The 21,266-nt window shown below is 62.3% G+C and carries 23 protein-coding genes and 1 pseudogene; 13 read left to right on the top strand and 11 right to left on the bottom strand.

Translation table 11 applies throughout. From position 1 onward, the window contains the following. The first annotated feature begins 3 nt into the window (after positions 1–3). Positions 4–372 carry a hypothetical protein gene (locus tag ACZ3J7_RS30965; RefSeq protein ID WP_296554105.1) on the top strand — a complete coding sequence of 123 codons (369 nt, stop codon included), beginning with the start codon at positions 4–6 and terminating at the stop codon, positions 370–372. Positions 373–606: 234 nt separating this feature from the next. Beyond that, the gene (locus ACZ3J7_RS30960) at positions 607–735 is read left to right on the top strand and encodes a hypothetical protein (RefSeq protein ID WP_366054480.1); all 129 of its coding nucleotides are present in this window, start codon (positions 607–609) and stop codon (positions 733–735) included. A gap of 231 nt (positions 736–966) precedes the next feature. Here the strand turns inward: ACZ3J7_RS30960 and ACZ3J7_RS30955 are convergent, their stop codons facing one another. Next, a complete protein-coding gene (locus ACZ3J7_RS30955; protein ID WP_296554104.1) occupies positions 967–2,301 on the bottom strand; it encodes an aminotransferase class I/II-fold pyridoxal phosphate-dependent enzyme in 1,335 nt (444 codons plus the stop codon). A 79-nt stretch (positions 2,302–2,380) separates the two neighbouring features. Here ACZ3J7_RS30955 and ACZ3J7_RS30950 point away from each other — a divergent pair, with 79 nt between their 5' ends. Continuing rightward, the gene (locus tag ACZ3J7_RS30950; protein ID WP_296554103.1) at positions 2,381–3,007 is read left to right on the top strand and encodes an FMN-binding negative transcriptional regulator; all 627 of its coding nucleotides are present in this window, start codon (positions 2,381–2,383) and stop codon (positions 3,005–3,007) included. Between the two features lie 39 nt (positions 3,008–3,046). Here ACZ3J7_RS30950 and ACZ3J7_RS30945 read toward each other — a convergent pair. Beyond that, positions 3,047–3,943: pseudogene (locus ACZ3J7_RS30945) on the bottom strand (SDR family oxidoreductase). Positions 3,944–4,226: 283 nt separating this feature from the next. On the opposite strand from ACZ3J7_RS30945, the gene ACZ3J7_RS30940 reads away from it, so the two are divergent. Then, positions 4,227–5,192, top strand: coding sequence for a DUF8129 domain-containing protein (locus tag ACZ3J7_RS30940; RefSeq protein WP_095971719.1), 966 nt, complete (start codon positions 4,227–4,229; stop codon positions 5,190–5,192). A gap of 87 nt (positions 5,193–5,279) precedes the next feature. Continuing rightward, positions 5,280–5,717: an SRPBCC family protein gene (locus ACZ3J7_RS30935; RefSeq protein ID WP_095971718.1), complete on the top strand. Its 438-nt coding sequence runs from the start codon at positions 5,280–5,282 to the stop codon at positions 5,715–5,717. Positions 5,718–5,730: 13 nt separating this feature from the next. Here ACZ3J7_RS30935 and ACZ3J7_RS30930 read toward each other — a convergent pair whose 3' ends face one another. Further along, entirely contained in the window at positions 5,731–6,324 is a 594-nt protein-coding gene (locus ACZ3J7_RS30930) for a TetR/AcrR family transcriptional regulator (RefSeq protein ID WP_423678166.1), read from the bottom strand. 113 nt (positions 6,325–6,437) lie between these two features. Between ACZ3J7_RS30930 and ACZ3J7_RS30925 the strand changes: the two genes are divergently transcribed. Next, entirely contained in the window at positions 6,438–7,121 is a 684-nt protein-coding gene (locus tag ACZ3J7_RS30925) for an SDR family oxidoreductase (protein WP_095971784.1), read from the top strand. Positions 7,122–7,146: 25 nt separating this feature from the next. On the opposite strand, the gene ACZ3J7_RS30920 is transcribed toward ACZ3J7_RS30925, so the two are convergent. Continuing rightward, positions 7,147–7,551: a DUF4259 domain-containing protein gene (locus tag ACZ3J7_RS30920; RefSeq protein ID WP_124567230.1), complete on the bottom strand. Its 405-nt coding sequence runs from the start codon at positions 7,549–7,551 to the stop codon at positions 7,147–7,149. Between the two features lie 108 nt (positions 7,552–7,659). Beyond that, positions 7,660–8,745 carry a PQQ-dependent sugar dehydrogenase gene (locus tag ACZ3J7_RS30915; RefSeq protein ID WP_298772820.1) on the bottom strand — a complete coding sequence of 362 codons (1,086 nt, stop codon included), beginning with the start codon at positions 8,743–8,745 and terminating at the stop codon, positions 7,660–7,662. A gap of 130 nt (positions 8,746–8,875) precedes the next feature. Here ACZ3J7_RS30915 and ACZ3J7_RS30910 point away from each other — a divergent pair, with 130 nt between their 5' ends. After that, positions 8,876–10,123, top strand: a complete 1,248-nt coding sequence (locus ACZ3J7_RS30910; protein WP_465626727.1) for an MFS transporter — start codon at positions 8,876–8,878, stop codon at positions 10,121–10,123. Between the two features lie 28 nt (positions 10,124–10,151). Here the strand turns inward: ACZ3J7_RS30910 and ACZ3J7_RS30905 are convergent, their stop codons facing one another. Further along, positions 10,152–11,048 carry a helix-turn-helix transcriptional regulator gene (locus tag ACZ3J7_RS30905; protein WP_298772816.1) on the bottom strand — a complete coding sequence of 299 codons (897 nt, stop codon included), beginning with the start codon at positions 11,046–11,048 and terminating at the stop codon, positions 10,152–10,154. Between the two features lie 134 nt (positions 11,049–11,182). Here ACZ3J7_RS30905 and ACZ3J7_RS30900 point away from each other — a divergent pair, with 134 nt between their 5' ends. The 3 genes from ACZ3J7_RS30900 to ACZ3J7_RS30890 all read left to right on the top strand — a co-directional run bounded on the left by ACZ3J7_RS30900 (position 11,183) and on the right by ACZ3J7_RS30890 (position 14,942). Next, positions 11,183–12,205: a zinc-dependent alcohol dehydrogenase family protein gene (locus ACZ3J7_RS30900; RefSeq protein WP_200312988.1), complete on the top strand. Its 1,023-nt coding sequence runs from the start codon at positions 11,183–11,185 to the stop codon at positions 12,203–12,205. Positions 12,206–12,600: 395 nt separating this feature from the next. Beyond that, positions 12,601–14,436, top strand: coding sequence for an acyl-CoA dehydrogenase (locus ACZ3J7_RS30895; RefSeq protein ID WP_296554096.1), 1,836 nt, complete (start codon positions 12,601–12,603; stop codon positions 14,434–14,436). A gap of 26 nt (positions 14,437–14,462) precedes the next feature. Then, positions 14,463–14,942 (top strand): hypothetical protein, encoded by a 480-nt coding sequence (locus tag ACZ3J7_RS30890; RefSeq protein ID WP_465626724.1) that lies wholly within the window; start codon positions 14,463–14,465, stop codon positions 14,940–14,942. Between the two features lie 18 nt (positions 14,943–14,960). Here ACZ3J7_RS30890 and ACZ3J7_RS30885 read toward each other — a convergent pair whose 3' ends face one another. From ACZ3J7_RS30885 to ACZ3J7_RS30875, 3 genes are all read right to left on the bottom strand, one after another. Next, entirely contained in the window at positions 14,961–15,560 is a 600-nt protein-coding gene (locus ACZ3J7_RS30885; RefSeq protein WP_465626722.1) for a hypothetical protein, read from the bottom strand. A gap of 92 nt (positions 15,561–15,652) precedes the next feature. Further along, the gene (locus tag ACZ3J7_RS30880) at positions 15,653–16,681 is read right to left on the bottom strand and encodes an NAD(P)H-dependent flavin oxidoreductase (protein WP_298772808.1); all 1,029 of its coding nucleotides are present in this window, start codon (positions 16,679–16,681) and stop codon (positions 15,653–15,655) included. 45 nt (positions 16,682–16,726) lie between these two features. Beyond that, the gene (locus ACZ3J7_RS30875; protein ID WP_298772806.1) at positions 16,727–17,938 is read right to left on the bottom strand and encodes a YbfB/YjiJ family MFS transporter; all 1,212 of its coding nucleotides are present in this window, start codon (positions 17,936–17,938) and stop codon (positions 16,727–16,729) included. A gap of 110 nt (positions 17,939–18,048) precedes the next feature. Here ACZ3J7_RS30875 and ACZ3J7_RS30870 point away from each other — a divergent pair, with 110 nt between their 5' ends. Continuing rightward, positions 18,049–18,966, top strand: a complete 918-nt coding sequence (locus ACZ3J7_RS30870; RefSeq protein ID WP_235170687.1) for a LysR family transcriptional regulator — start codon at positions 18,049–18,051, stop codon at positions 18,964–18,966. Then, a complete protein-coding gene (locus ACZ3J7_RS30865; RefSeq protein ID WP_298772803.1) occupies positions 18,966–19,655 on the top strand; it encodes an Imm52 family immunity protein in 690 nt (229 codons plus the stop codon). Before ACZ3J7_RS30870 ends, ACZ3J7_RS30865 begins: the two co-directional genes overlap by 1 nt. Positions 19,656–19,694: 39 nt before the next feature. Here ACZ3J7_RS30865 and ACZ3J7_RS30860 read toward each other — a convergent pair whose 3' ends face one another. After that, positions 19,695–20,165: a hypothetical protein gene (locus ACZ3J7_RS30860; protein WP_095971782.1), complete on the bottom strand. Its 471-nt coding sequence runs from the start codon at positions 20,163–20,165 to the stop codon at positions 19,695–19,697. Between the two features lie 115 nt (positions 20,166–20,280). After that, the gene (locus ACZ3J7_RS30855) at positions 20,281–20,820 is read right to left on the bottom strand and encodes a class I SAM-dependent methyltransferase (protein WP_366055378.1); all 540 of its coding nucleotides are present in this window, start codon (positions 20,818–20,820) and stop codon (positions 20,281–20,283) included. Between the two features lie 94 nt (positions 20,821–20,914). Here ACZ3J7_RS30855 and ACZ3J7_RS30850 point away from each other — a divergent pair, with 94 nt between their 5' ends. Next, positions 20,915–21,259: a DUF3253 domain-containing protein gene (locus tag ACZ3J7_RS30850; protein ID WP_465626719.1), complete on the top strand. Its 345-nt coding sequence runs from the start codon at positions 20,915–20,917 to the stop codon at positions 21,257–21,259. The last annotated feature ends 7 nt before the right edge of the window (positions 21,260–21,266 follow it).

Here is a 21,266-nt window from a genome sequence, read left to right as displayed (position 1 = left end):
GTGATGACCGACAGTTCTGACGCACCAGATGTAATTCAGCGTCGAGAGCGAAAGATCGACAGGCGAACCCTGACGTACGGCCTGTCAGTCGTTCTGGCTACCGCAGTATTGGTTATCGCGATCGTGTGGTTGGGCTCGCGACGAGGCGAATGCTTCGGCACCGACACCTTGCTGTGCTCACAGAAAGATCGCCGGCTGGCGGTGTTCGTCCCGAGCCTCGTGTTGCTGCTCGGCTCCGTAGGTGCGTTCTTGCGATCTTCCCTGCGATTGCACCGCCTGCGGCGCCTCTACATCCGGCCGTACATGGCATGGCTCCTGACGGGGCTCACCGTCGTGTATCCGGCAGGAGCTTACCTCCTGACCTATGGGTAAAATCTCTGAATATGCCTGTTCGACAAACAGATTCACGGCAAAGGTTCACAACCTTGGGTCAGAATAGTCGGGCGCATCGTATTCACAACGTGATGCACCGGGACCAGGATCCCTCTTCCCCGGTGGCCGCGACGTCGCGGGGCACGTCGAGTCCGTCTTCTGTATTGAGATATTCGAGATGCAGGACAGTCACCGCGAGTCGGTCCTTCCGATAGCCCTCTCCATGCGTCGGCAATGCCGTTGATCGCGAACTTCGATGCACCGAACGCCACTGCCGATCGTTCGCGGGATCAGGCGCTCGGGCAAAGAATCGTGCCCGTGATGTTGGCGCTGAACATTTCCAGCATGTCGACGTTGGATTGATCTGTGAACTCAGAGTCGGAAGTGAAGGCGTCGCCTTCCCGATTCGTGGCCGTCGCTCCTCAGTCCCTCGATCAAAGCACGACCGAGACCTCGGCTCGCACCGACAACAACCGCCCTCGCCACAATTACACCCTTCGTCGTCGCTCGAACCGATCCTATCGATCCAGCCGTCGCCGGTAGTTTCGTCGAGACGCGAGAGACTCAGATTCGCACCGTAGTGCAGCTGGACGACTACGGGCTCGCCAATATTTCAGCCAGGGCACTGGCGAACTCGCGAGCTTGGTCGGAGGTGAGGGTGGAGGCGGTCACACGAAGTGCCCGGTGGCACTGACCCGGCGTCGCCGAGAACTGACTTCCATCCCGCACGAGCCAGCCAGACTCGGCGAGTCGCTCGACAATCGGTTCGGAATCCCGATCCAGCGGAACCCAGACATTGAGTCCGTCGAAAGTGTCAGGAACCTCGATATCATGTTCTGACAGTGCAGATTTCAGAAGGGTTCGGCGGCGCTCGTAGACAGCGCGAGCATCGGCGAGGCCGTCGATCACCGTCGGATCACTCAGCAGTTCAGCACTCAAGCGCTGCTGCAGGTGACTGACCCAGTTGGCGCCCGACCGGAGATGAGTGCTCAGCCGAATGCCGGTGTCGAGGTCCGAGGCGACCACTGCCACGCGCAGGTCGGGCCCGAGAAATTTCGACACGGAACGAACAAGCGCCCACCGCGTCGTGCTCATCGGAGCGAGCCGACAGTACCGATTGCTGGACACGGCAGAGAAGTGATCGTCCTCGATTACCAGAACGTGAGGGAACTCGGCCAGGATGCTTCCGAGAATCGCCGCTCGGTCGGCGCTCATGCTGACCCCGGTGGGGTTGTGCGCACGAGGGGTGCAAATAATCGCGCGCACACCACTTTCGAGAGCACGCAGCAGCCCTTGCGGGGTAATACCCGAAGTGTCGATGTCCATCGGTACCGCTCGGAAGCTGTTGGCTTTGAGCGTTCCGATGCTCGCCAGGAAGCACGGATCCTCGATCGCGACGGCGTCACCTCGGGTCAAATGAGCGGTCAACAGTCGCTCGACCGCGTCAACGGCACCGTTGGTGATGGTGATCGAGCACGGCCTTGGAACCTCGTCCTCGATCGAGGAACGTGCCCAGGAATCGAGTAGAGGCTCGGTGGCTGCGGCGCCGTACAACCGGGGCGTGTAAGTGGTCCGGTCCAACGAGGCTCTGAGATCAGGCAGCAATGCCGGATCAGGATTTCCGCTGGCGAGATCCACGCTGCCAGGAAGAGCGGTACCGCCTTCTCCTTCCAGGAACGGTATGGCTCGCACGAAGCTGCCGCGCCGGCCCTGTGTCTCCACAACTCCCCCCGCCACGAGCAAGCGATAGGCTCCGGCAACTGTGTTCCGGTGAACCTCGAGATCGTCGGCCAAGGCCCGTATGGGCGGCAACGCATCCCCTGGAGCCAGTACCCCAGCACTGATGAGATTGCGGATGCCCTCGGAAATCTCGCCCGCTGTCCCGCGGACGACATAGAGCCTCACCTGGTACGCCACAGTGCTGGTCACAGGCTCACTCTATTAGCACATGACAAAACCTCCACGCTGTGACACATTGTCACATGACAAAAAATCTGCGAGGAGACACATGATACTGCCCGGACAATTCCGTCTCTCGGACGACGCGGTCGGCGACTCTCTCCACGCCGGTGGATTCGGACACCTGGTCACACCGGGCCCCGAGACCCTCGAAGTCACGTCGATGCCACTGCTGTACAACGCCGAAGGAAACGTGTTGGAGGGGCATCTCGCCCGGACGAATCCGCATTGGCGATACACCGGGACATCGGAGTCTCTGGTGATCCTCCCCGGCGCCGACGCCTACGTGAGCCCCGAGTTCTACCCGAGCAAGAGCGTCCACGGGAAGGTCGTCCCGACATGGAACTACGAAGTTCTCTACGTCTACGGCCAACTGGTTGCGCACGACGACGAGCAGTGGCTGCGTGCGCACGTCACCGCACTGACAGCTCGACATGAATCCGGCCGTGAGAACGAATGGAAGGTCACCGACGCGCCGCCGCAGTTCGTCGATGCGCAGCTGCGAGGGATTGTGGGGATCGAACTGAACGTGACCCGTGTCTACGGAAAAGCGAAGTTGAACCAAAACCGTTCCCCCGCTGATCGCTCCGGCGTCATCCGGGGTCTGGAGAAGGGCTCATTCTCCGAACGAGAGACCGCCGCAGCGATGGTCGCAGCGGGTCTCGACAACGGTTGACCGTTACGCCGTCGTCGTACGCCTTGTCTAGTCGCACATTCAGGTGAGCGGTTTTCCACCCGTCACGCCGATGACTTCCCCAGTGGTGTAACTGGATTCGCCAGAGGCGAGAAATACATAGGCGGGAGCAAGTTCGGCCGGCTGACCTGCCCGCCCGAGCGGAACGTCGTCCCCGAACGTCTCGAACTTCTCCTTGGGCATCGTCGCCGGAATCAGTGGCGTCCAAATCGGTCCAGGTGCAACAGCATTGACCCTGATTCCCTTTCGTGCGACATCGGCGGCCAGTCCCTTGGTGAAGTCGATGATGCCCGCCTATGTCGTGGCGTAATCGAGCAGCTCGGGCGACGGGGACGCACCTTGGATGGACGAGGTATTCACGATCGTCGATCCGGGCTCCATCTGCGCGATCGCTGCTTTGGAGAGCCAGAATAGTGCGTAGAGGTTGGTTTTCATCACACGGTCGAATTGTTCGGTGGTGATATCGGCGATGCCGCCCATCTGCACCATCTGAAACGCGGCGTTGTTCACCAAGATGTCCAGTCCGCCGAGTTCACGCACCGCGGTTTCGACCAAAGTAGAACAGTGTTCCTCGCTTCGGAGATCTCCCGGCACCGAGACGGCTTTGCGACCTGCCTCCTCGACCCAGCGAGCGGTTTCCCGAGCGTCCTGTTCTTCCTCGTCGAGATAACTCAGGACAACGTCCGCGCCTTCTCTGGCAAATGCAATCGCGACCGCACGCCCGATGCCCGAATCTGCTCCGGTGACAATCGCACGCCTTCCTTCGAGTCGACCGCTTCCTCGATAGGTGTTTTCACCGTGGTCGGGAGGAGAAATCATGTCTGCGGTGAGACCGGGGTGTGCGATCTCCGCCTGCCGCTCACGCACAGGAGCGGGGAACCGCGTGGTCGGGTCCTGCATTGCGAACTGGTCCGGCATATCGATACTCCTCGGGTGACGCAGTTTCTCGTGGGCTTCTGGATGGATGCACTGCACATGCCTCCTTCCCGCCGAATAGAAATCGAAACCTCGGGGTGGCCGGGATCTCACTCGTCCTGGCGCCGACGATCTCGGTGCGTCGACCCCACTTGTTCGTTGTGGTTACTACGCGGTAGGTCGGGGTAGCCCGCGTAGCGGCGGTGGCTCCGCGACCCGCGGAGCACGCGTCGAGCAGAAGCTGAACATCATGTAAAGCACGCACCGACGAAGGGACGACCCCGTTATGAGCAACTCCGAAACCACGTCCGCCTTGATCACGCAGCTACGCATCCTCCTCGGACTGACGCACGCCGAGATCCAGGTCGCCGAAACGCGCGTCGCTCAGGCCAGAACCGAAGCTGTTCGACGCGAACTCACGGAAAACGCAGAGAACGGTCGTGAAAGGGCCGGTTCCATCGAGTCCACAATTCGCGATCTGGGTGGCGTACCTGAATTGGTCGGTCCGTTCATCGGGCGAGCGACAGCAGGAGTGAAAGCGATGGTCGAACAGGCCCAACCTTTCGACGAAGCTGTACTGGGTGACCTTGCGCTCGAACATCAACTCCTCGACCGCTCGCGCTACCTCAAAGCCCTGGCCACAGCCGGCGGCGATCAGACCGTCGCCACATTGGCCGATCGACTCATCACTGCGCACTCGGCGACTGTGGAGTGGCTGACCACCGTCCTGGCCGAAGAGGCGCTCGGGGGCCCGGCGGCTTTGCGTCGCACTCCCTTCCAAGCGGCCACAGGCGCAGCCATTCGACTGGTGAACGTTCCCGTCTCCTGGTCCACTCGCAGCCTCGACCGTGCGATCGACGCCGTTCGCACCTCGCCGCCGGTATTGGGTGAGCTGATCAGCTGGGGTGCGTATGCCGGCGACGTGACCGTGAAAACGCTGTCTGCCAGTAGGGACGCGGCCATTGCCACTGCAGAGAAGGTCACTCGCCGAGAGGGCGCGGACGGCGCCGCAGACGTCTTCCGTTCGGTGCGAAAGTCGAGTGGGCTACTCGACCCCACTGAACTTCCCATCGAAGACTTCGACGAACTCAACGTCGCGCAGGCCGTCTCCGCGGTGAAGGAACTGACCGAGGCCGCCCAAGTGCGAGATATCGTCGCGTACGAGGAAGCGCACAAGAACCGACATGGCGTTGTCTCCGCTGCTCAGGCAAGGCTGGCAGCGATCGCCCAGGAAGTCGTCGGTATCAACTAGATCGTTCGACCGCGACGCTCGGCGTTGTCTCGTCGAACCCGATGCGCGAGATCCAGACTTACGAAACCGAATCGAAAGGCACGAAACATGGTCGAAGTCACCCGAAAGTTCACCGCCGAAGTACCGATCGAGAAGGCGGCCGCGTTTCTCCGCGACTTCGCCAACGCCCCACTGTGGGATCCGGGCACCGAGAGTTGCACCCAGACCTCGGATGGCCCGATCGGTATCGGAACCCAGTGGCACAACGTGTCCAAGCTGTTCGGCATCGGCACCGAACTGACCTACACCTTGGTGACCGACGAGCCGAATCACATTGTGCTCGAAGGAAAGAACAAGACCGCCACGAGTACTGACGACATCACCTTGACCGCAATCGGCGCGAACTCGACTGAAATCGACTACCGAGCGAACGTCGAATTCAACGGCGCTGCCAAGATCGCCTCCCCACTGTTGAAAGCGGGATTCGAGGCCAAGGTGGCACCCGAGACAGTCAAGAAGATGACCGGGGCTCTCGAGGCCCTCTGATCGGCAAGTTGCGTCAGGGTTTGGTCGCCGACGTCAGCGCCGATTCGCGATCCGTCGAACCCAGCGCAGCGCGCGCGGAATCGAGAATTGCCTCGGAGAGGGGGGATCCCTTCGTAGCTCGCGCGAGGACCAATGCGCCGAGCATGGTGGAGAGCCGGACGAGACCGTCCGCTTCCTCGTCAGCCAGGGCTGCGGCAAAATCACCCACGCCCTCCGTGTAAACCCGACGGGCCCCGCTGTCTGCAGGCTCGCGCGCCATGTCGGCGGCGAGCGCGGCAGCGGGGCATCCGTCTGCCGGGTTGTCGCGATGCTCCACCGAGAGATAAGTGTCGATCAGAGCTTTCCGGGCAGAGTCACGTTGCCCTGCATGCTCTTCGAGCCCCGCACTGTGAAGCTGAGCCAGCTCGGCAAAAGCATGGGCGGTAGCTTCGTCGATCAGCGCATCCTTGGACGCGAACTGCTTGTAGAAACCACCGTGGGTCAGTCCCGACGCCTTCATCAAGTCTGCGACGCTGAGGTGAGTGCCCTTCTCACGGAACAGACGGGCGGCATTTTCCACGACGCGTCGACGGTTCTCTTCCGCTTGCTGCTGCGATACGCGACCCATCAGCATCCCTCCGGCTTGGATTTCACTTGACATCTATCTTAACTCGATCTTAGATTACATTCATAATCTAAATGTCGGAGCAGCCGACGCTAGCCGCAGCACTGGGAGAAATCATGGACCTGAACAACACCGTTGCCGTTGTGACCGGAGCCAATCGTGGACTCGGACGGCATTTGGCCGCGGGACTCGTCGAGCGCGGCGCGAAGGTGTACGCAGCTGCCCGCAATCCGGAAACTGTCGACCTGCCCGGCGTGATTCCCCTGAAATTGGACGTGACGGACGCCGAATCGATCACGGCTGCGGCCCGAATCGCATCGGATGCGACCTTGCTGGTCAACAACGCCGGTATCTCCACCTCCGCGGCCTTGATCAGCGGCGACATCGATGACGTTCGACGCGAGATGGACGTCAATTTCTACGGCCCACTCGCCGTGACCCGAGCGTTTGCTCCCGTCATCGAAAACAACGGAGGCGGAACAGTACTCAATGTTCTCTCAGTGCTGTCCTGGTTCCATCCTGCCGCACTGGGGTCTTACGCGTCATCGAAGGCAGCGGCATGGGCGATGAGTGACGCCGTTCGAGAAGAACTGGCGCCGCGCGGAATCTCCGTCTCGGCACTCCATGTCGCGTACATGGACACCGACATGGCCGCGGGCGTACCCGCCGAACAGAAGATCGATCCTGCTGATGTCGCGGCGCAAGCACTGGACGGCATCGAAAGCGGGCTCGCCGAAATTCTCGCCGACGACACCACCCGGTACGTCAAGCAGAGCCTGTCGTCGTCGAACTCCGAGTGACCGAGAGACTGTCGACGGGCGACACTCATCCCACCGATTTGAGACTGGCCAATCTGCTCAGAATCGGTGCCCGCCAAGCCTCGAGATCTTCGGGACCGTTCTCTTCCCACAACTCGTGCAACTCCGACGTGTCGCTGTCGGAGACTGCGCGCTCGAGAGCGTTGAGGATCCAGGTTTTCTGCTCCGGGCTCAAGGTTCCGGCGTACCCCGCGGCGTCAATCTCGTCCAGCTGCACGGGCTTCGGCGCAACCCCGTGCGCAACCGCAAGAATCTCGGCGACAGCGATGGCTGTTTGAGCATCATCGGCATCGAGGTAGCCGTCGTCGGGGTGGCGAGCGTAATCGTCGATGTCGTAGTCACCCGCCTGTATCGCGCTGAGCAGGTCGCCCGCTACGTCGTTGTCGAAAGGTCCTGAACCCCAAGTCCCCATGCTGTCTCTCCGATCCGTGCCCGCGTCATCTGTCGTAGCGATAGTAGTGAATCACCGGCCTCGGCCAGGCTCGTCCGGCTGAAAGTGCTGCGTTCGCCGTATATCGACTCAGCGCAACGGGACGCGAATGATGCGGTCGTCACCGGGGTTCGGGTCGCCACGACCGTCCGTGTTGTTCGTCAATATCCACAGCGACCCATCGGGAGCGAGGGCCACGTCTCGAAGGCGTCCGTATGTGTCGACGAAGTGCTCGTCGGCCGTTGCGAGATCGGTCAGCGGCACAACCCGGAGCCGCTCGCCACGAAGATTGGCGATGTAGATCGTGCCGTCGTGGATGGCGATTCCGCTGGGGCTGGCATCATCCGGTGACCATTGCTGGAGCGGGTCGATGAACGCGTCCTCGCCGGCAATGCCTTCGACCTCGGGCCACCCGTAGTTTCCGCCTGCTTCGATTTCATTGAGCTCGTCCCAGGTATCCTGCCCGAACTCGCTGGCGTACATCGTGCCGTCCTCGGCCCAGGCTATGCCCTGCGAGTTGCGGTGGCCATAGCTGTAGACGCGCGAGCCGGCATACGGATTATCTTGCGGTACACCGCCATCCGGAGTCATTCGGAGGATTTTCCCGGACATCGAGTCGAGGTCCTGAGCCCTGTCTCGACTACCGGCATCACCGACGGTCACGTACAGCATCCCGTCCGGGCCGAACGCGATGCGACCACCGTTGTGGTAGTTGGCCGAAGCGAGCCCGTCGAGAATCGTCTCGGCCGGCCCGAGCGCGAATTCCCCCGAAGCACCGATGATGTCGAAGCGTTCGATCCGGTTCTCCCCGTTCGCGGTGAAGTACGCGTACAGGCGGTTTTCACGTACTGCGATCCCTAGTAAACCGCCCTCACCTCTTGGGCTGACGCCGTCGACGACTCCCACCTCGCGGCTGTTTCCGCCGGCGTCGAGTTCGAGGATTCGCGCGCTGTCGCGCTCACTGACAAGTGGTGTGTCGCCGTGGAATGCGATCGACCAGGGCGCGTCCAAGCCGTCGGTGACGGTCTCGGGTTCACCGAAGGCCGCGGCGGGCGCCGATCGTGTTGTCGTGCTTGCCTGCGGACGGGGCCCTTCAGGATCCTCGCTACCGCAGGCCGTCAGGAAGGCCGAGACGAGCACGGCGGTGCCCAGTCCTCGGATCTGTCGTCGTGTCATGGGCGCGTCTCCCGGGTGCAGGCAGTCTTTGCGCCGACGGTAGCGCGCAATCGGCCACACCGGGAGTCCCTTCGAGTACCCCCAACGAACGGGACTCCCTCGCAGGCGACAGGCGTGATGCCCTGGACGGGTGCGCCACGACATGCGCGTCGTCAACAGAAAGAGAACTGACCACCTCATGATTTCCGTCCCGACAGTCGAAGGAACCGGCCGCCTGCCGCTCGTGATCTACGTGCTGGCCGTCGGCGTTTTCCTTATGGGCACAACCGAATTCGTCGTCGCCGGCATTCTCCCTGAGATCGCGAGCGACCTCGACACGTCGATCGCGAACGTCGGGCTGATGATCACCGTCTTCGCGATCGGAATGATCGTCGGCACGCCGACGATGGCGATCTTGACACTCAGGGTTCCCCGACGCGTGACCTTGAGTTGGGCGCTGGTTGTCTTCGCGATCGGACACGTCGTCGTCGCGCTCTCGTCCAACTTCGGACTCATTCTCGGCGCCCGCTTCCTCACCGCCGTGGCGACGGGCGCATTCTGGGCAGTCGCCGCAGTGGTCGGAGCGAAAGCGGCAGGCCCGGCGTCTTCCTCGCGCGCACTCGGCATCGTCTTGGGCGGAGGCATGCTCGCGAACGTCATCGGTGTTCCGCTCGGCGCTCTGTCCGGCCAAACCATCGGGTGGCGTGGTCCTTTCTGGACACTCGCAGCCCTCGCACTCGTTGCCGCGGCCGTTGTCCATCGATTGGTGCCCGCCGACTCCGATTCCGATGCGGTGCCGTCTTGGCGAGCGGAGATCGCGAGCCTGCGGGACGGACGTATCTGGCTCGTTCTGTCCGGCTGCACCGTCGTATGCGGTTCGTCGCTGGCGGCATACAGTTTCATCTCGCCGCTGTTGACCGAGAACACGGGCCTTGTCGCGTCGGCAGTGCCACTGGTACTTGTCGGCTACGGACTCGGTGCGTTCGTCGGCTCCAATCTCGGCGGCCGACTCGGTGCAAAGCATCAGTACGGCGTCTTGTTCGCCTCGGCAACGATGACGTTTCTCGTACTCGGTGCGCTCTGCCTCTTCTCGTACAACTCATTCGTGACAGTGATTCTCGTGGTCATGCTGGGACTGTTCGGCATGTCGACCAATCCCATCCTGATCGGGATGGCTGTGCGGTATGCCGATCAGGCGCCGACGATGGCTTCTGCTCTCAGCACCTCGTCGTTCAATCTGGGCACAGCGGTCGGCTCCTGGATCGCCGGGTTCGCGTTCGCCTCGAGTCTCGGTGCCACTGGGCCGGTGTTGGTAGGCACCGGCTTCGCCGCTCTCTACTTTCTGCCGCTGATGATCCTGTTGCGTAAGGAACGCACGAAGCGCACCGTCGTCGACTGACGACGCACATCAACCGTCGCGCAGTTCGTCAGCCGTCCGTCAGCGAACGCTCCGACACGTGAGGCGCAGAGTCCGCATTGCCACTGGCTGCCAACGAGGCGAGTAGCTGCATCCGCTCGGCGGAGGGCGATCCCGGCTCTGCGGTGTAGATCGTGAGCGTCAACCCTGGCTCGGCGGCCATCTCCAAACCTTCGAAAGCAAGCGTCAACTCCCCCACTGCGGAGTGGTGAAAAGTCTTGAATCCGGCCCCGTGATGGCGGACGTCGTGCGCGCCCCACCGCCGCCGGAATTCCTCACTCCGAGTGCTGAGTTCACCGATCAGATCGTGCAATTCCTTGTTGTGCGGATCTCGCCCAGCCTCGGTTCGCAGAATCGAGACAGTCACCTCGGCAAACGCGTTCCAGTCCGGATAGAACTCGAAAGCTCTTTCGTCGAGGAACGTGAAGCGTGCGATGTTCGGCGGCTGCCCCGGCATGTCGTACACATCCTTGTAAAATGCACGCGCGAGTGTGTTGACCGCAAGAAGATCCATGCGACCGTTCCGTACGAAAGCGGGTCCCGCTGTGACTGCATCGAGCGCCCACTGCAGGCTCTGATGGGGCTTCCAGCACTTCGTATTTCGCCGACGCGGGGGCCTGGCTACCGGGCTTGCCGCGTGCGCGAGATCAAAAAGGTGGGCTCGCTCGGCGTCGTCGAGTCGTAGTGCCTTCGCAATGCTGTCGAGCACTCCCGGCGACGCGCCGCTGATCGCTCCGCGCTCGAGCCTCGTGTAGTACTCGACGCTCACTCCGGCAAGGGTTGCCACTTCACTTCGACGCAAACCTTCCACGCGGCGGTTCGATCCGGCCGGAAGTCCAACTTGCTCAGGCGTGACTCGGGCGCGCCGCGAGGTGAGGAATTCGCGTACCTGCGCTCGATCGTCCATGCCATCGAGGGTAAGTCAGTGACCGGTAGCGAGGGAGTCCCTCGCAGTACCACTATCGCGCAGGACTCCCGCAGGCCGCCAAATCGTGATCAGGTTGAAGGGACACGAAGAAACCGATGGTGAGGAGCCACGTCATGCGCGCTGTCGTCATGCATGCCCCCGGCGATGTCCGGGTTGAAGAGATCGAAGCACCGGTGATCGTCGAACCGACCGACGCGATCATTCGCGTTACAGCCACCTGCGTCTGCGGTTCCGACCTTTGGCCGTACCGCGGCATCGAAGAGCTGAATGGCCCGACGCCGATGGGACACGAATACGTGGGCGTCGTCGAACAGGTCGGCCCTGACGTCAACGACATCGAAGTTGGGGACTTCGTCGTGGGCTCGTTCGTCGCGTCGGACAACACCTGCGAAATCTGCGCGGCCGGCTTTCAGTCTCGCTGTATCCACCAGGTCATGATGGGCTCGGTCGGCACCCAATCCGAATACGCTCGCATCCCGCTCGCGGACGGAACCCTCGTCCCTGTCCGCGGAGAACCGACTGAGCGGCAGGCCCGCAGTCTCCTTGCAGCCTCCGACGTACTCGGCACCGGTTGGTTCGCCGCGGTAGCCGCGGAAGCTGGACCTGGCAAAACGGTCGCCGTCGTCGGCGACGGCGCAGTCGGACTCCTGGCGATCCTCGCTGCCAGACAACTCGGCGCCGAGCGGATCATCGCCATGTCACGTCATGCCGAACGGCAGGCACTCGCCACGCAATTCGGCGCCACCGACATCGTCGAAGAGCGGGGCGACGCGGGCATCGCGAAGATCAAGGAACTCACCGGCGGCTACGGCGCCCACTCGACCGTCGAAGCTGTAGGCACCCAAGAATCGATGATGCAGGCTATCGGAGCTACCCGTCCCGGCGGACACGTCGGCTACGTCGGGGTATCCCACGGCGTCGAACTCGACGGCATGAACCTGTTCTTCGCGACGGTGAGCCTGCTCGGCGGTCCTGCGCCGGTGAGGCGATTCCTACCCGAACTGATCGAGCTCATCATGACCGACCAGATCGACCCGGGCATCGTCTTCGACCTCACTCTCCCGTTGGAGGACGCCGCCGCCGGCTACCAGGCAATGGACGAGCGGCGCGCCACCAAAGTGCTACTCACCCTCTGACCGATACCGAAGGCGCGCACGGCAGAACTCGGGCTCCACGCGTAGATCGAGGAAGGTCTCGGCTACCAACGAGAGGCACCTATCGTTTACCGAGCAGCATGTTCACTGATCACCGCAAATGCGTACGACACCGAAGGTGAGGTTGGGCACTTCGCTTGGCGTGCAGCTGCTTTGAGCCAAAGGTTGCCACGCGACTGATCTGCACCCCGACAGCGGAAACCGATTGTACGAGTGAATGTTTCAAAGCAATCTACGGCTGCGCTACTTCGCAGCAAAGTCACTCGTCGCTACCTACGGTTGCGTACTGAATTCCTTGTGGGGCAGGCTTTCTGTGTACCGCTGACGAGCCGTATTGCTGACAAGCCGTATTGCTGACGAACCAAGGTCGGAGAACAATGGGTCACTACAAAAGCAACGTCCGTGATATCGAGTTCAATCTGTTCGAGGTACTCGGGATCGGCGAACTGTTGGATGCCGGTGCTTACGGGGATCTCGACACCGACACTGTGCGCAACATTCTTGCCGAGGTAGCGAGGCTGGCGGAGGGCCCGGTCGCCGCGTCCTTCGCCGACGCAGATCGGAACCCTGTCGAATTCGACGCACCCAATCACGCGGTCGTGGTCCCGGAACCGCTACGCAAGACCGTCGAGGCGGTGAACGAGGCCGGTTGGTCTCGGCTCGGTTTACCAGAAGGCATGGGCGGTGTTCCCGCTCCGGCGCCGCTGGTCTGGGCGATCGGCGAAATGTTGGTCGCGGCAAACGGATCGGCGAGCTTCTTCAACATGGGCCCGCTGATGGCAAGCGTGCTCTACTCCATCGGAAACGAACAGCAGAAACATTGGGCCAAAGAGGGATTCGAGCGCGGCTGGGCTGGAACCATGGTGCTGACGGAACCCGACGCCGGATCCGATGTGGGCGCAGGCCGAACAAAGGCGATCGAGCAGGGCGACGGTACGTGGCACATCGAGGGTGTCAAGCGGTTCATCTCCGGCGGCGACGTCGGAGACACTGCCGAGAACCTCTTCCACTTGGTGCTTGCACGACCCGAAGGAGCAGGCCCCGGAACCAAAGGGCTGAGCCTGTTCTACGTTCCGAAGTTCCACTTCGACTCGGAGACACTCGAACTGGGCGAGCGCAACGGCGTATACGTCACCGGCGTCGAACACAAGATGGGCCTCAAGTCATCCCCGACCTGCGAACTCACATTCGGGGCCACGGACGTTCCCGCGGTCGGCTGGCTCGTGGGTGACGTGCACAACGGTATCGCCCAGATGTTCCAGGTAATCGAGAATGCCCGGATGATGGTGGGTACCAAGGCAACAGGAACACTGTCCACCGGCTATCTCAATGCTCTGGAGTACGCAAAAGAACGAATTCAAGGTGCGGACCTCACCGAACTGACAAACAAAACCGCACCCCGAGTCGCGATCACGCACCACCCCGACGTCCGACGCAGTCTGGCGATGCAGAAGGCCTACGCCGAAGGCCTCAGAGCGGTCTACCTCTACACCGCTGCCCATCAGAATGCCGATGTCGCCGAATTGGTTTCCGGTGCAGACGCCGAATTGGCCGCGCGGGTCAACGACCTACTGCTGCCGATCGTCAAGGGCGTCGGCTCCGAGAAGGCCTACGAACTGCTCACCGAGAGCCTGCAGACCCTGGGCGGCTCGGGCTATCTTCAGGACTACCCCATCGAGCAGTACATCCGCGACGCCAAGATCGACACCCTGTACGAGGGCACCACGGCAATCCAGGCGCAGGACTTCTTCTTTCGAAAGATTGCCCGCGACCGCGGTGTTGCACTCGCTCACGTAGCCGGTCGCATACGAGAGTTCATCGACAGCGAGGCCGGGAACGGTCGTCTCAAGGCCGAACGAGTCCTACTCGAGACCGCGTTGACCGACGTGCAGGAGATGGCCGGGACGCTCACGGGCTACCTGATGGCTTCCCAAGACCAGCCTTCCGAGTTGTACAAGATAGGCCTCGGCTCGGTGCGCTTTCTGTACGCGGTAGGTGACCTGCTCATCGGATGGCGACTGCTGGTGCAAGCCGAAGTCGCGTTGGCAGCCTTGGATCGTGATGCGTCGGCAAAGGACCGGTCGTTCTATCGGGGCAAGGTGGTCGTCGCGTCGTACTTCGCGAAGAACATCCTGCCCGTCCTGGCGTCGACCAAAGAAATCCTGGGTTCCCTGGACAACGAGATCATGGAACTCGAGGAGGACGCGTTCTGACAACGTGCCATAGTGAAGGCATGTATATGCCCGACTTCGACTACGTGGGGGTATGGAGCTTTCCGATCATGGGGCCGGATGCACCAGACGACGCCCCTACCAACGTCGTCGAGGCGTGCCAGGCCGTCGGCAGGGATCTGCAATGCCGATGGCAAGGCCCTGATACGTACATGCAGAACTGCGTGTGGACGGTGTCGATGCTCGATGACGGTCAGTGCCACCTCGCGCTCGACGCTGGACCGCGGCCAAAAGACAAGAGTGCAGGAACCAGTTCTCTGATCGGTATCAGGTGCGTCGGGCCGCACGTCGAACAGTCTGCACAGGAACTGAGGGCCTTGATCGCCGGAGAAGTCCAGGATGAGCTGGCCGGCGGATTTCCGTTTGTGCACTGGCCCATTGAGAAGGACCGATTTCTGATGCCGTCATTGCGAGACGGGCGCGCGGTATGGGTGGTTCGTAGCTCGAATCGCATTGTCTCCGAGATCGGCGAACTCTGCCCGAGATGAGGATGCTTGCAGCGTGATTCAACCGTGGTCGGGGACCGGCGACGGAATCTTGTTGGAACGGTACGAGTCTCCGCGACGGGTCGGCCGCCAGAGACGCCAGTGTTTCGCTGACAGCCGGAACGGGAGATGGTCTTGTAGGTGACGAGCGCCGGACGACAACCGTTCGTCTGCAGGCAGATTGAGCCACAGGGACAGTGAGGATGCCGCGTTGCCGAGGGTTGCGCGTATTCCAGATTCGCCCAGAGTCCGGCCGTATCCATCCACGGCAAAACCGCCGAACATGTCCGGGGTGATGTCGGGAAACGGCACGCGGGTGTCCGGGTCGATCAGGCGTACGGGCGCGCTGTACGTCAGTGCCGCCAAAGAATGTCCGTAGGTTGTGACCGCATCGGACCGGACAAGCACACCGAGCGCGTCGTCGACGGAACCAGGTGGGACGTTCCATTCGGTATGGGTTTGCGCTTTGAGTCGTGGCCCACCGAAGATCCCGGTGGCAAGCTCGAACAACTGCTCGGTCGGCGCGGGCGGCCCGCCCTTGTGAATCTCGAACGTCCAGGACGGCAACCGGACTGGTTCGACACAGGCCTCCAGGAATGTGTGCAGGCGTTGAAATGCCACGTCGGGACGCTTGGCTCGAAGCGAGTGTGCGCCACCGGGCAACCCGTCGTACGTCACTACCTCCGGCACTGTGATGTCGGGTGTCCGCGCCATCACAGATTGATCAATCGCGTAAGCACGACCTCTGCCGGTTCGGCAGTGGCGTGACGGTACCCGGTGCCGGCCCACAGGTGCATGCGCTCGGGGTCTCCCTGTGCAACAGCGGCTTTGCGCATCGGGTTGGTCAGATGATGGATGGCCGGGTATCCGACGGGCGCCTGTGAATCGTAGCGGTCGATGAACTCGTTCCGAAGTGCCCGTGCGGGACGTCCCGTGAAAGCTCTTGTGACGACGGTCTTTCCACGCGAGTCGTCGGCCAGGGCCGACTTGTGTGGAGCCGAGGCACCACTTTCCTCGGTGCGCAGCAACACAGTACCGACTACTGCCGCCTCCGCTCCGGCGTGCAAGGCCGCTGCGACGTCGGCGGACGTTGCGAGTCCACCTGCCGCCAACAGTGGAACCGACGTGCGGTGACGGATCCGAGCGATCAGTTCGGTGATCGGTGTTTCTGCCGGAACCTGCAGGGGAGTAATGGTTCCGGAGTGACCACCGGCAGCCGCAGATTGCACGACGAGCAGATCAGCACCGGCGTCGACGGCAAGAAGTGCCTCTGCCTCCGAGGTCACGGTGAACACGACAGTCGAACCGGCCGCGCGCAGTGCCTTGACGACGCCGGGGGCGGGAAAGCCGAAAGTGAAACTGACCACCGGAACCGGGTTTGCCAGGAGGAGATCGATCTTGTCCTCGAAATAGTCGTCGTCCTCGACCGGTTCCCCGACGGGAAGTGTGACGCCGTAACGATCTGCCTCTACCTGAATCGCCTCGGCATAGGTTCGGAAGGCGGCGGCGTCGACAGGTACCGGGTTGGGCGCAAAAACATTGACACCGAACGAGACTCCCTCGGTACGCATGGTGTCCATCTGGTCGGAGAGAGCCTGTGGCGTCTTGTATCCGGCGGCAAGGAAGCCGAGGCCGCCGGCGCGCGCGGCGGCCACGACAAGAGCCGGAGTCGAGGCTCCTCCGGCCATAGGGGCCGCGATGACAGGGACTTTCAGGTCGAGATCGGTTGTGAGTGCACTCATTCGAACATCTCCAGTCCTACGCCGGACAGTGCTCCGGCGGTTTCGTCATCTGACATCAAAAACTACCTTCTCATTCGAGGTGACCGTCCGAGGGCCCGCATCGAGATCGGAAGGGAATCGGTATCGCAAGGCTGCGGCAGCCACTGCCGCGGCAAAGACGACGGCACTTCCGAGCAGCAGAGCGTCGCGGTACCCGTCTCGTAGCAGCGGAGTGACAACGAGCGGACCAAGAATCTGACCGACGCTGTACCCAGCAGTCAGCAACGCCACTGCGCGAGGGAACTGCAGGTGCGCGCCGATGGCCAACACGATCGACCCGACACCGAGGAAGGTCACTCCGAACAGGAAAGCGGAGATCAACGCAGGGCCGACGCCGCCGATCACAGCAGGAAGCGCTATGCCCACCGCCTGAATCAACAGTGCAGCCAGCAGCAGAGTCGGCCGCGACCAACGCAGGCTGAGCCACGCCCACAAGGCGCATGACGGAAATGCAGCCAACCCGACCACTATCCAAGCACCACTGCCCACCCATTCGGGTGCGGCGAGATCGATTGCGGCAACAAGGAACGTGCCCGCGATGATGTAGCCGACGCCTTCCAGGAAATAGCTGATGAACAAGGGCGTGAACCACCGGCGTGTGCGTTGGGAACCGATAGTTGCGGGTGCGTCCGGTGTGATGATCGGACGTGGTTCCGGTGTCAGTCTCCAGGCTACGACCGCGCACACCGCTGCGAGGGTCGCAGATGCCAGCCAGGCTGTACTCCAGGTGCCGATGAAGCGGATGACGAACACGAGGACACCGGACAAGGCGATACCCAGCCCGACTCCGCCGAACCCCCACCCGGCCAGGAAGTGGGACGTTCCCCGAAGGTGGGCGTGCAAAGCGCTGACGGCGATCATGAAGACGAGTGCGCTGGCGACGCCTGCGACGAGCCTGAGGACAAACCACATCGATCCGTCGTGTGTGGTGGGCATGAGCACCAACGTCGCAATGAGAACCACCAACGACGTACGCATCACCGCTGCCGAACGCACCACCCCGGGAATGAAGATTCCCGCGAGCGCACCGATGAGGTACCCGACGTAGTTGGCCGTGGCCAGGGTGGCGCCGAGCGAGGCGGACATACCAGCCTGAGAGTGCATCAGCGGCAGGATCGGTGTGTAGACGAACCGACCGATGCCCATGCTCGCGGCCAACGCAGCGCCGGCTTGGACTGCGTGCGTTCGCGGAGAAGTCGCGCTCTGGGCTGAGGTCATGGACTTATCCTGTGCCTCGTTCGTGCCGGACCGCCACGACCGCTTTGCTCCTGACTGATAGGCGCAACCTCCCACCGCACGTAGCATCCGGGCACGTAGCATCTGGGATTGTGGAGCTGCGTCAGCTGAGATACTTCGAGGTCGTCGCCGAGGAACTGCACTTCGGCCGAGCCGCGGCACGGCTACTGATAGCCGGACCCTCGTTGTCGCAGCAGATCAAGGCACTCGAACGCGACCTCGGCGTCAAGCTGTTCGTCCGCGACCGCCGCTCCGTCGCCCTGACCCCGGCCGGCGCTGCGCTGCTCCCCGACGTCCGCGCGCTGCTCGAGCGAGCCGAGAATCTACGCCGTCGCGCGGAACGTCTGTCCGGAGCTGAGCCCGTCCGGATCGGCTACGTCAACTGGCTTCCCACGGATCTCGTCGCGCGCACCTCAGGGGTTGCGCAACTGCACGTCGACCCGTGGGTGGTGCCCTCGCACGCGCAGGCCACGCGGGTGGCAGACGGTAGCCTCGACCTTGCTATCGCCTGGGTGCGGAAAACCGATGTAGCCCAACATGGTTTGAAGGCCCGCCTGCTCGGCGCGGATCGGATTCACGCGGTCTCCTCCGGTGCGGACACCACGCCGGTGCAGGCGCGAGACGTCGTCCTACTGGTCGACGACGACACCACCTCCTGGTGGTCGTGGAATGTATTTGCCGAAGAATTCGCCCGCGATACCGGCGCGCAGATCCTGCGCATCAACGATGGCGGGATCACCGGCCCCGCATTCTTCGATCACGTCCGAGCTATCGGCCGCCCCGTGGTCAACTCACCCAAGGGTCAGACCACAACGCTGCCAACCGACCTCACCGCACGTTCAATGGTCGACCCGGCAGCAGTCTGGACGTGGTCGCTCCTGTGCCGCGAGAACGAGACGCGCTCTGCTGTTCTCGCCGCCGTCGACGCTCTCACTCGGGACGTCACTGATCTCGGAATCCAAGAAGACGGAATATGGCTACCCAAGGACGATCCCTACCGGAGGAATTGATGGCACGACGTGCAATTCGTGTGTTCTGGGGACGGCGGCCCGAATCGGTTCAGGCCGTGTCGATCCGGTGGCGGCGAACCCTGGAACAAGTCGAGTTCCTGTTGCCGGAGGCAGTCGGTGGGTCGTGGCAACAGGTCCACTCATCCGGACCTGCCACCACCCTGACCGTCGAACAACTGACCCAGGTGCTCGACAATGCACGGACTGCCGAGAATTGGTCGGATCGTCTGGGAATCGGATTGAGACTCACATCCGGCGGTGGCCCAGAATGGGAACTCGAACTCTCCGGGCTGGCGGGCGGCGAACCTGAAATCGTCCTTCAGTCGATGGTTCTCGCTGTCAGCGCGCCAGCTGCCGCCGAAGTTCCTGAGACAGAACTACTTCGGATGCTCGCCGCTGTCTGGGAACCGGACTTCGGAGACGTCACCGACGACAACATCCTCGACGCTCTCGAAGACGAGTCCGACTATCGCGTCGGTGATCCCGTAGTGGGCCGAGTCGGTTTTCTCTCGGCAGCCAGGGCAGATGCGCTCCCTGCCGAGTTGGGAGTCACAACCTCCGCAGTGCCGGGCCGGGGCGTACTGCTTCAGATCGGATCCGTCGATACAGTCCTTCGGGCATACGAACGCCTCCGTGACGCCGGGGCGCTGGAACCGCTGCCCCGTCCATTGGATCGGGCAGTCTTCTGAAACGTTGCTATCGACGATGACCGCGAATCGGTAAAGAACTCAGCCCTCTCCCGGCTGTCTCTTCGCGCCGCCGTTGCGAGCTTCGATGGCCTCGATGGACTTCGTGAACGACTTTCCCAACACCTGAGTGCCGAAGAGCCCGAGTACCGATGCCAGGAGCTTTCCTTTGATGTTCTTGCCGTCGCGGACCACGACGGCGTCGACATCGGTCAGGCCGGTGGGCTGCTGGGTCAGGGTGTAGGTGTGGCTCGAGGCACCACCCCACAGATTGGAATCGGTGGTTGTCATCACGACGCGATGCGGGTCGGTCCAGTCGTAGTGCAGGCGTTCCCAGATGCCGCTCGAGCCCTCGGTTACATCAGCCTCGTGGGGGCCCTGTTGGTGCACTTTCAGGTAACTGTCCGCGCTGCGGCCGAAGATTTCCTCACGGCCCGGCCCGAAGTCGGTCAGGCCGGCGAGGACCTGTTCGGGCGTCGCGGTGGTCGTCTGGTGAAGATGGATCGTGGTCATGGCGCCTTCCTTCAACTGTGGATGATCCGGTGCTGAAATACGGAGGAGTGACTCATCCAGCACACCACTCGGACGAAATGAATGAAAGAGGACAGTTCCGCTCTGCCTCGAACCGTTATTCGCCGCTGCGCCGACTGGCAGTGATTGCGCCGTGCGGCCGGTAGCCGCTCCCCGTCCGGGTATGGGTCTCGATCACGTCGAAACCAGCTGTGACCAGCACTTGGGAAAGTTCAGCCACCGGCCATCGATAGCCAGTTGTCGCCGCGTGATCAAAAGCCTCGACGCTTGCGCCTTCGAAGAAGCCGACCAGCAACCCACCGCCTGGGCGGATCACACGCGCGAATTCCGCGAGCGGTGTCTCGATATCTTGCGGGTGGTGGTGAATGAGTGAGTACCAGGACAGCACGCCGCCCAGAGAATCCGCTTCGACGTCCAATGCCTCGAAGCCACCGACCTCGAAGGAAAGGTCTGGGTATTGATCGCGAGCGCGTTCGACGAACTCCGGCACCAGATCGATCCCACTCACGGCCAGCCCGCGCTGGGCCAGGAAGTCCGTCCACTGCCCCGGCCCACACCCGGCGTCGAGCACACGGCCGGTCAATGTGGCGGCCCAACTGGTCACCAGTGCCCGATCAGATGCGTGCGTCGAATCCATGTGGCCGAAGAGATCTGTGTACTCCTGGGATCGGGCTGAGTACGAATCTCGGACGATGTCTCTTCGTAGTGCGCTCGCGTTCTCCATTCCGTCAATGATCGTCGATGCGAGCCGACCTGATTCGCAACTCGCCGAAGTAAAGCCTGCCGCGGTGTTGACTGCGAACGGTCACGATCGGAAGCTGGCTCATATGGTGGCAGAAAAGGATCTGTCCGCGAAGATCCGCGAATTGCTCAGTGCGCGATCGCCCACGTCGAGCATTTGCCCCTCTGACGTGGCTCGCGCAGCGGCACCCGACAATTGGCGTCCGCTGATGGAACCCGTCCGAGAGGCTGCCCGCCACATGGTCGCCGACGGCGAAGTACAGATCACCCAGGGCGGCGAAGTCGTCGACCCGGAATCCGCACGAGGTCCGATCAGAATTCGGTGGGCTCGTTGATCAACCG

This window comes from Kitasatospora sp. NPDC015121 (assembly GCF_055562955.1).
Note: the sequence above shows the minus strand (reverse complement) of the source record. Positions and strands in the feature narration are given on the sequence as shown.

Excerpts from the sequence above, each read along its gene's own strand:
- ACZ3J7_RS30875 (WP_298772806.1), bottom strand. The coding sequence starts at position 17,938 with ATGACCTCAGCCCAGAGCGCGACTTCTCCGCGAACGCACGCAGTCCAA.
- ACZ3J7_RS30940 (WP_095971719.1), top strand. The coding sequence starts at position 4,227 with ATGAGCAACTCCGAAACCACGTCCGCCTTGATCACGCAGCTACGCATC.
- ACZ3J7_RS30925 (WP_095971784.1), top strand. The coding sequence starts at position 6,438 with ATGGACCTGAACAACACCGTTGCCGTTGTGACCGGAGCCAATCGTGGA.
- ACZ3J7_RS30905 (WP_298772816.1), bottom strand. The coding sequence starts at position 11,048 with ATGGACGATCGAGCGCAGGTACGCGAATTCCTCACCTCGCGGCGCGCC.
- ACZ3J7_RS30855 (WP_366055378.1), bottom strand. The coding sequence starts at position 20,820 with ATGGATTCGACGCACGCATCTGATCGGGCACTGGTGACCAGTTGGGCC.
- ACZ3J7_RS30865 (WP_298772803.1), top strand. The coding sequence starts at position 18,966 with ATGGCACGACGTGCAATTCGTGTGTTCTGGGGACGGCGGCCCGAATCG.
- ACZ3J7_RS30890 (WP_465626724.1), top strand. The coding sequence starts at position 14,463 with ATGCCCGACTTCGACTACGTGGGGGTATGGAGCTTTCCGATCATGGGG.
- ACZ3J7_RS30960 (WP_366054480.1), top strand. The coding sequence starts at position 607 with ATGCCGTTGATCGCGAACTTCGATGCACCGAACGCCACTGCCGATCGT.
- ACZ3J7_RS30935 (WP_095971718.1), top strand. The coding sequence starts at position 5,280 with ATGGTCGAAGTCACCCGAAAGTTCACCGCCGAAGTACCGATCGAGAAG.
- ACZ3J7_RS30965 (WP_296554105.1), top strand. The coding sequence starts at position 4 with ATGACCGACAGTTCTGACGCACCAGATGTAATTCAGCGTCGAGAGCGA.
- ACZ3J7_RS30895 (WP_296554096.1), top strand. The coding sequence starts at position 12,601 with ATGGGTCACTACAAAAGCAACGTCCGTGATATCGAGTTCAATCTGTTC.
- ACZ3J7_RS30930 (WP_423678166.1), bottom strand. The coding sequence starts at position 6,324 with ATGGGTCGCGTATCGCAGCAGCAAGCGGAAGAGAACCGTCGACGCGTC.
- ACZ3J7_RS30900 (WP_200312988.1), top strand. The coding sequence starts at position 11,183 with ATGCGCGCTGTCGTCATGCATGCCCCCGGCGATGTCCGGGTTGAAGAG.
- ACZ3J7_RS30880 (WP_298772808.1), bottom strand. The coding sequence starts at position 16,681 with ATGAGTGCACTCACAACCGATCTCGACCTGAAAGTCCCTGTCATCGCG.
- ACZ3J7_RS30860 (WP_095971782.1), bottom strand. The coding sequence starts at position 20,165 with ATGACCACGATCCATCTTCACCAGACGACCACCGCGACGCCCGAACAG.
- ACZ3J7_RS30850 (WP_465626719.1), top strand. The coding sequence starts at position 20,915 with ATGATCGTCGATGCGAGCCGACCTGATTCGCAACTCGCCGAAGTAAAG.
- ACZ3J7_RS30915 (WP_298772820.1), bottom strand. The coding sequence starts at position 8,745 with ATGACACGACGACAGATCCGAGGACTGGGCACCGCCGTGCTCGTCTCG.
- ACZ3J7_RS30950 (WP_296554103.1), top strand. The coding sequence starts at position 2,381 with ATGATACTGCCCGGACAATTCCGTCTCTCGGACGACGCGGTCGGCGAC.
- ACZ3J7_RS30920 (WP_124567230.1), bottom strand. The coding sequence starts at position 7,551 with ATGGGGACTTGGGGTTCAGGACCTTTCGACAACGACGTAGCGGGCGAC.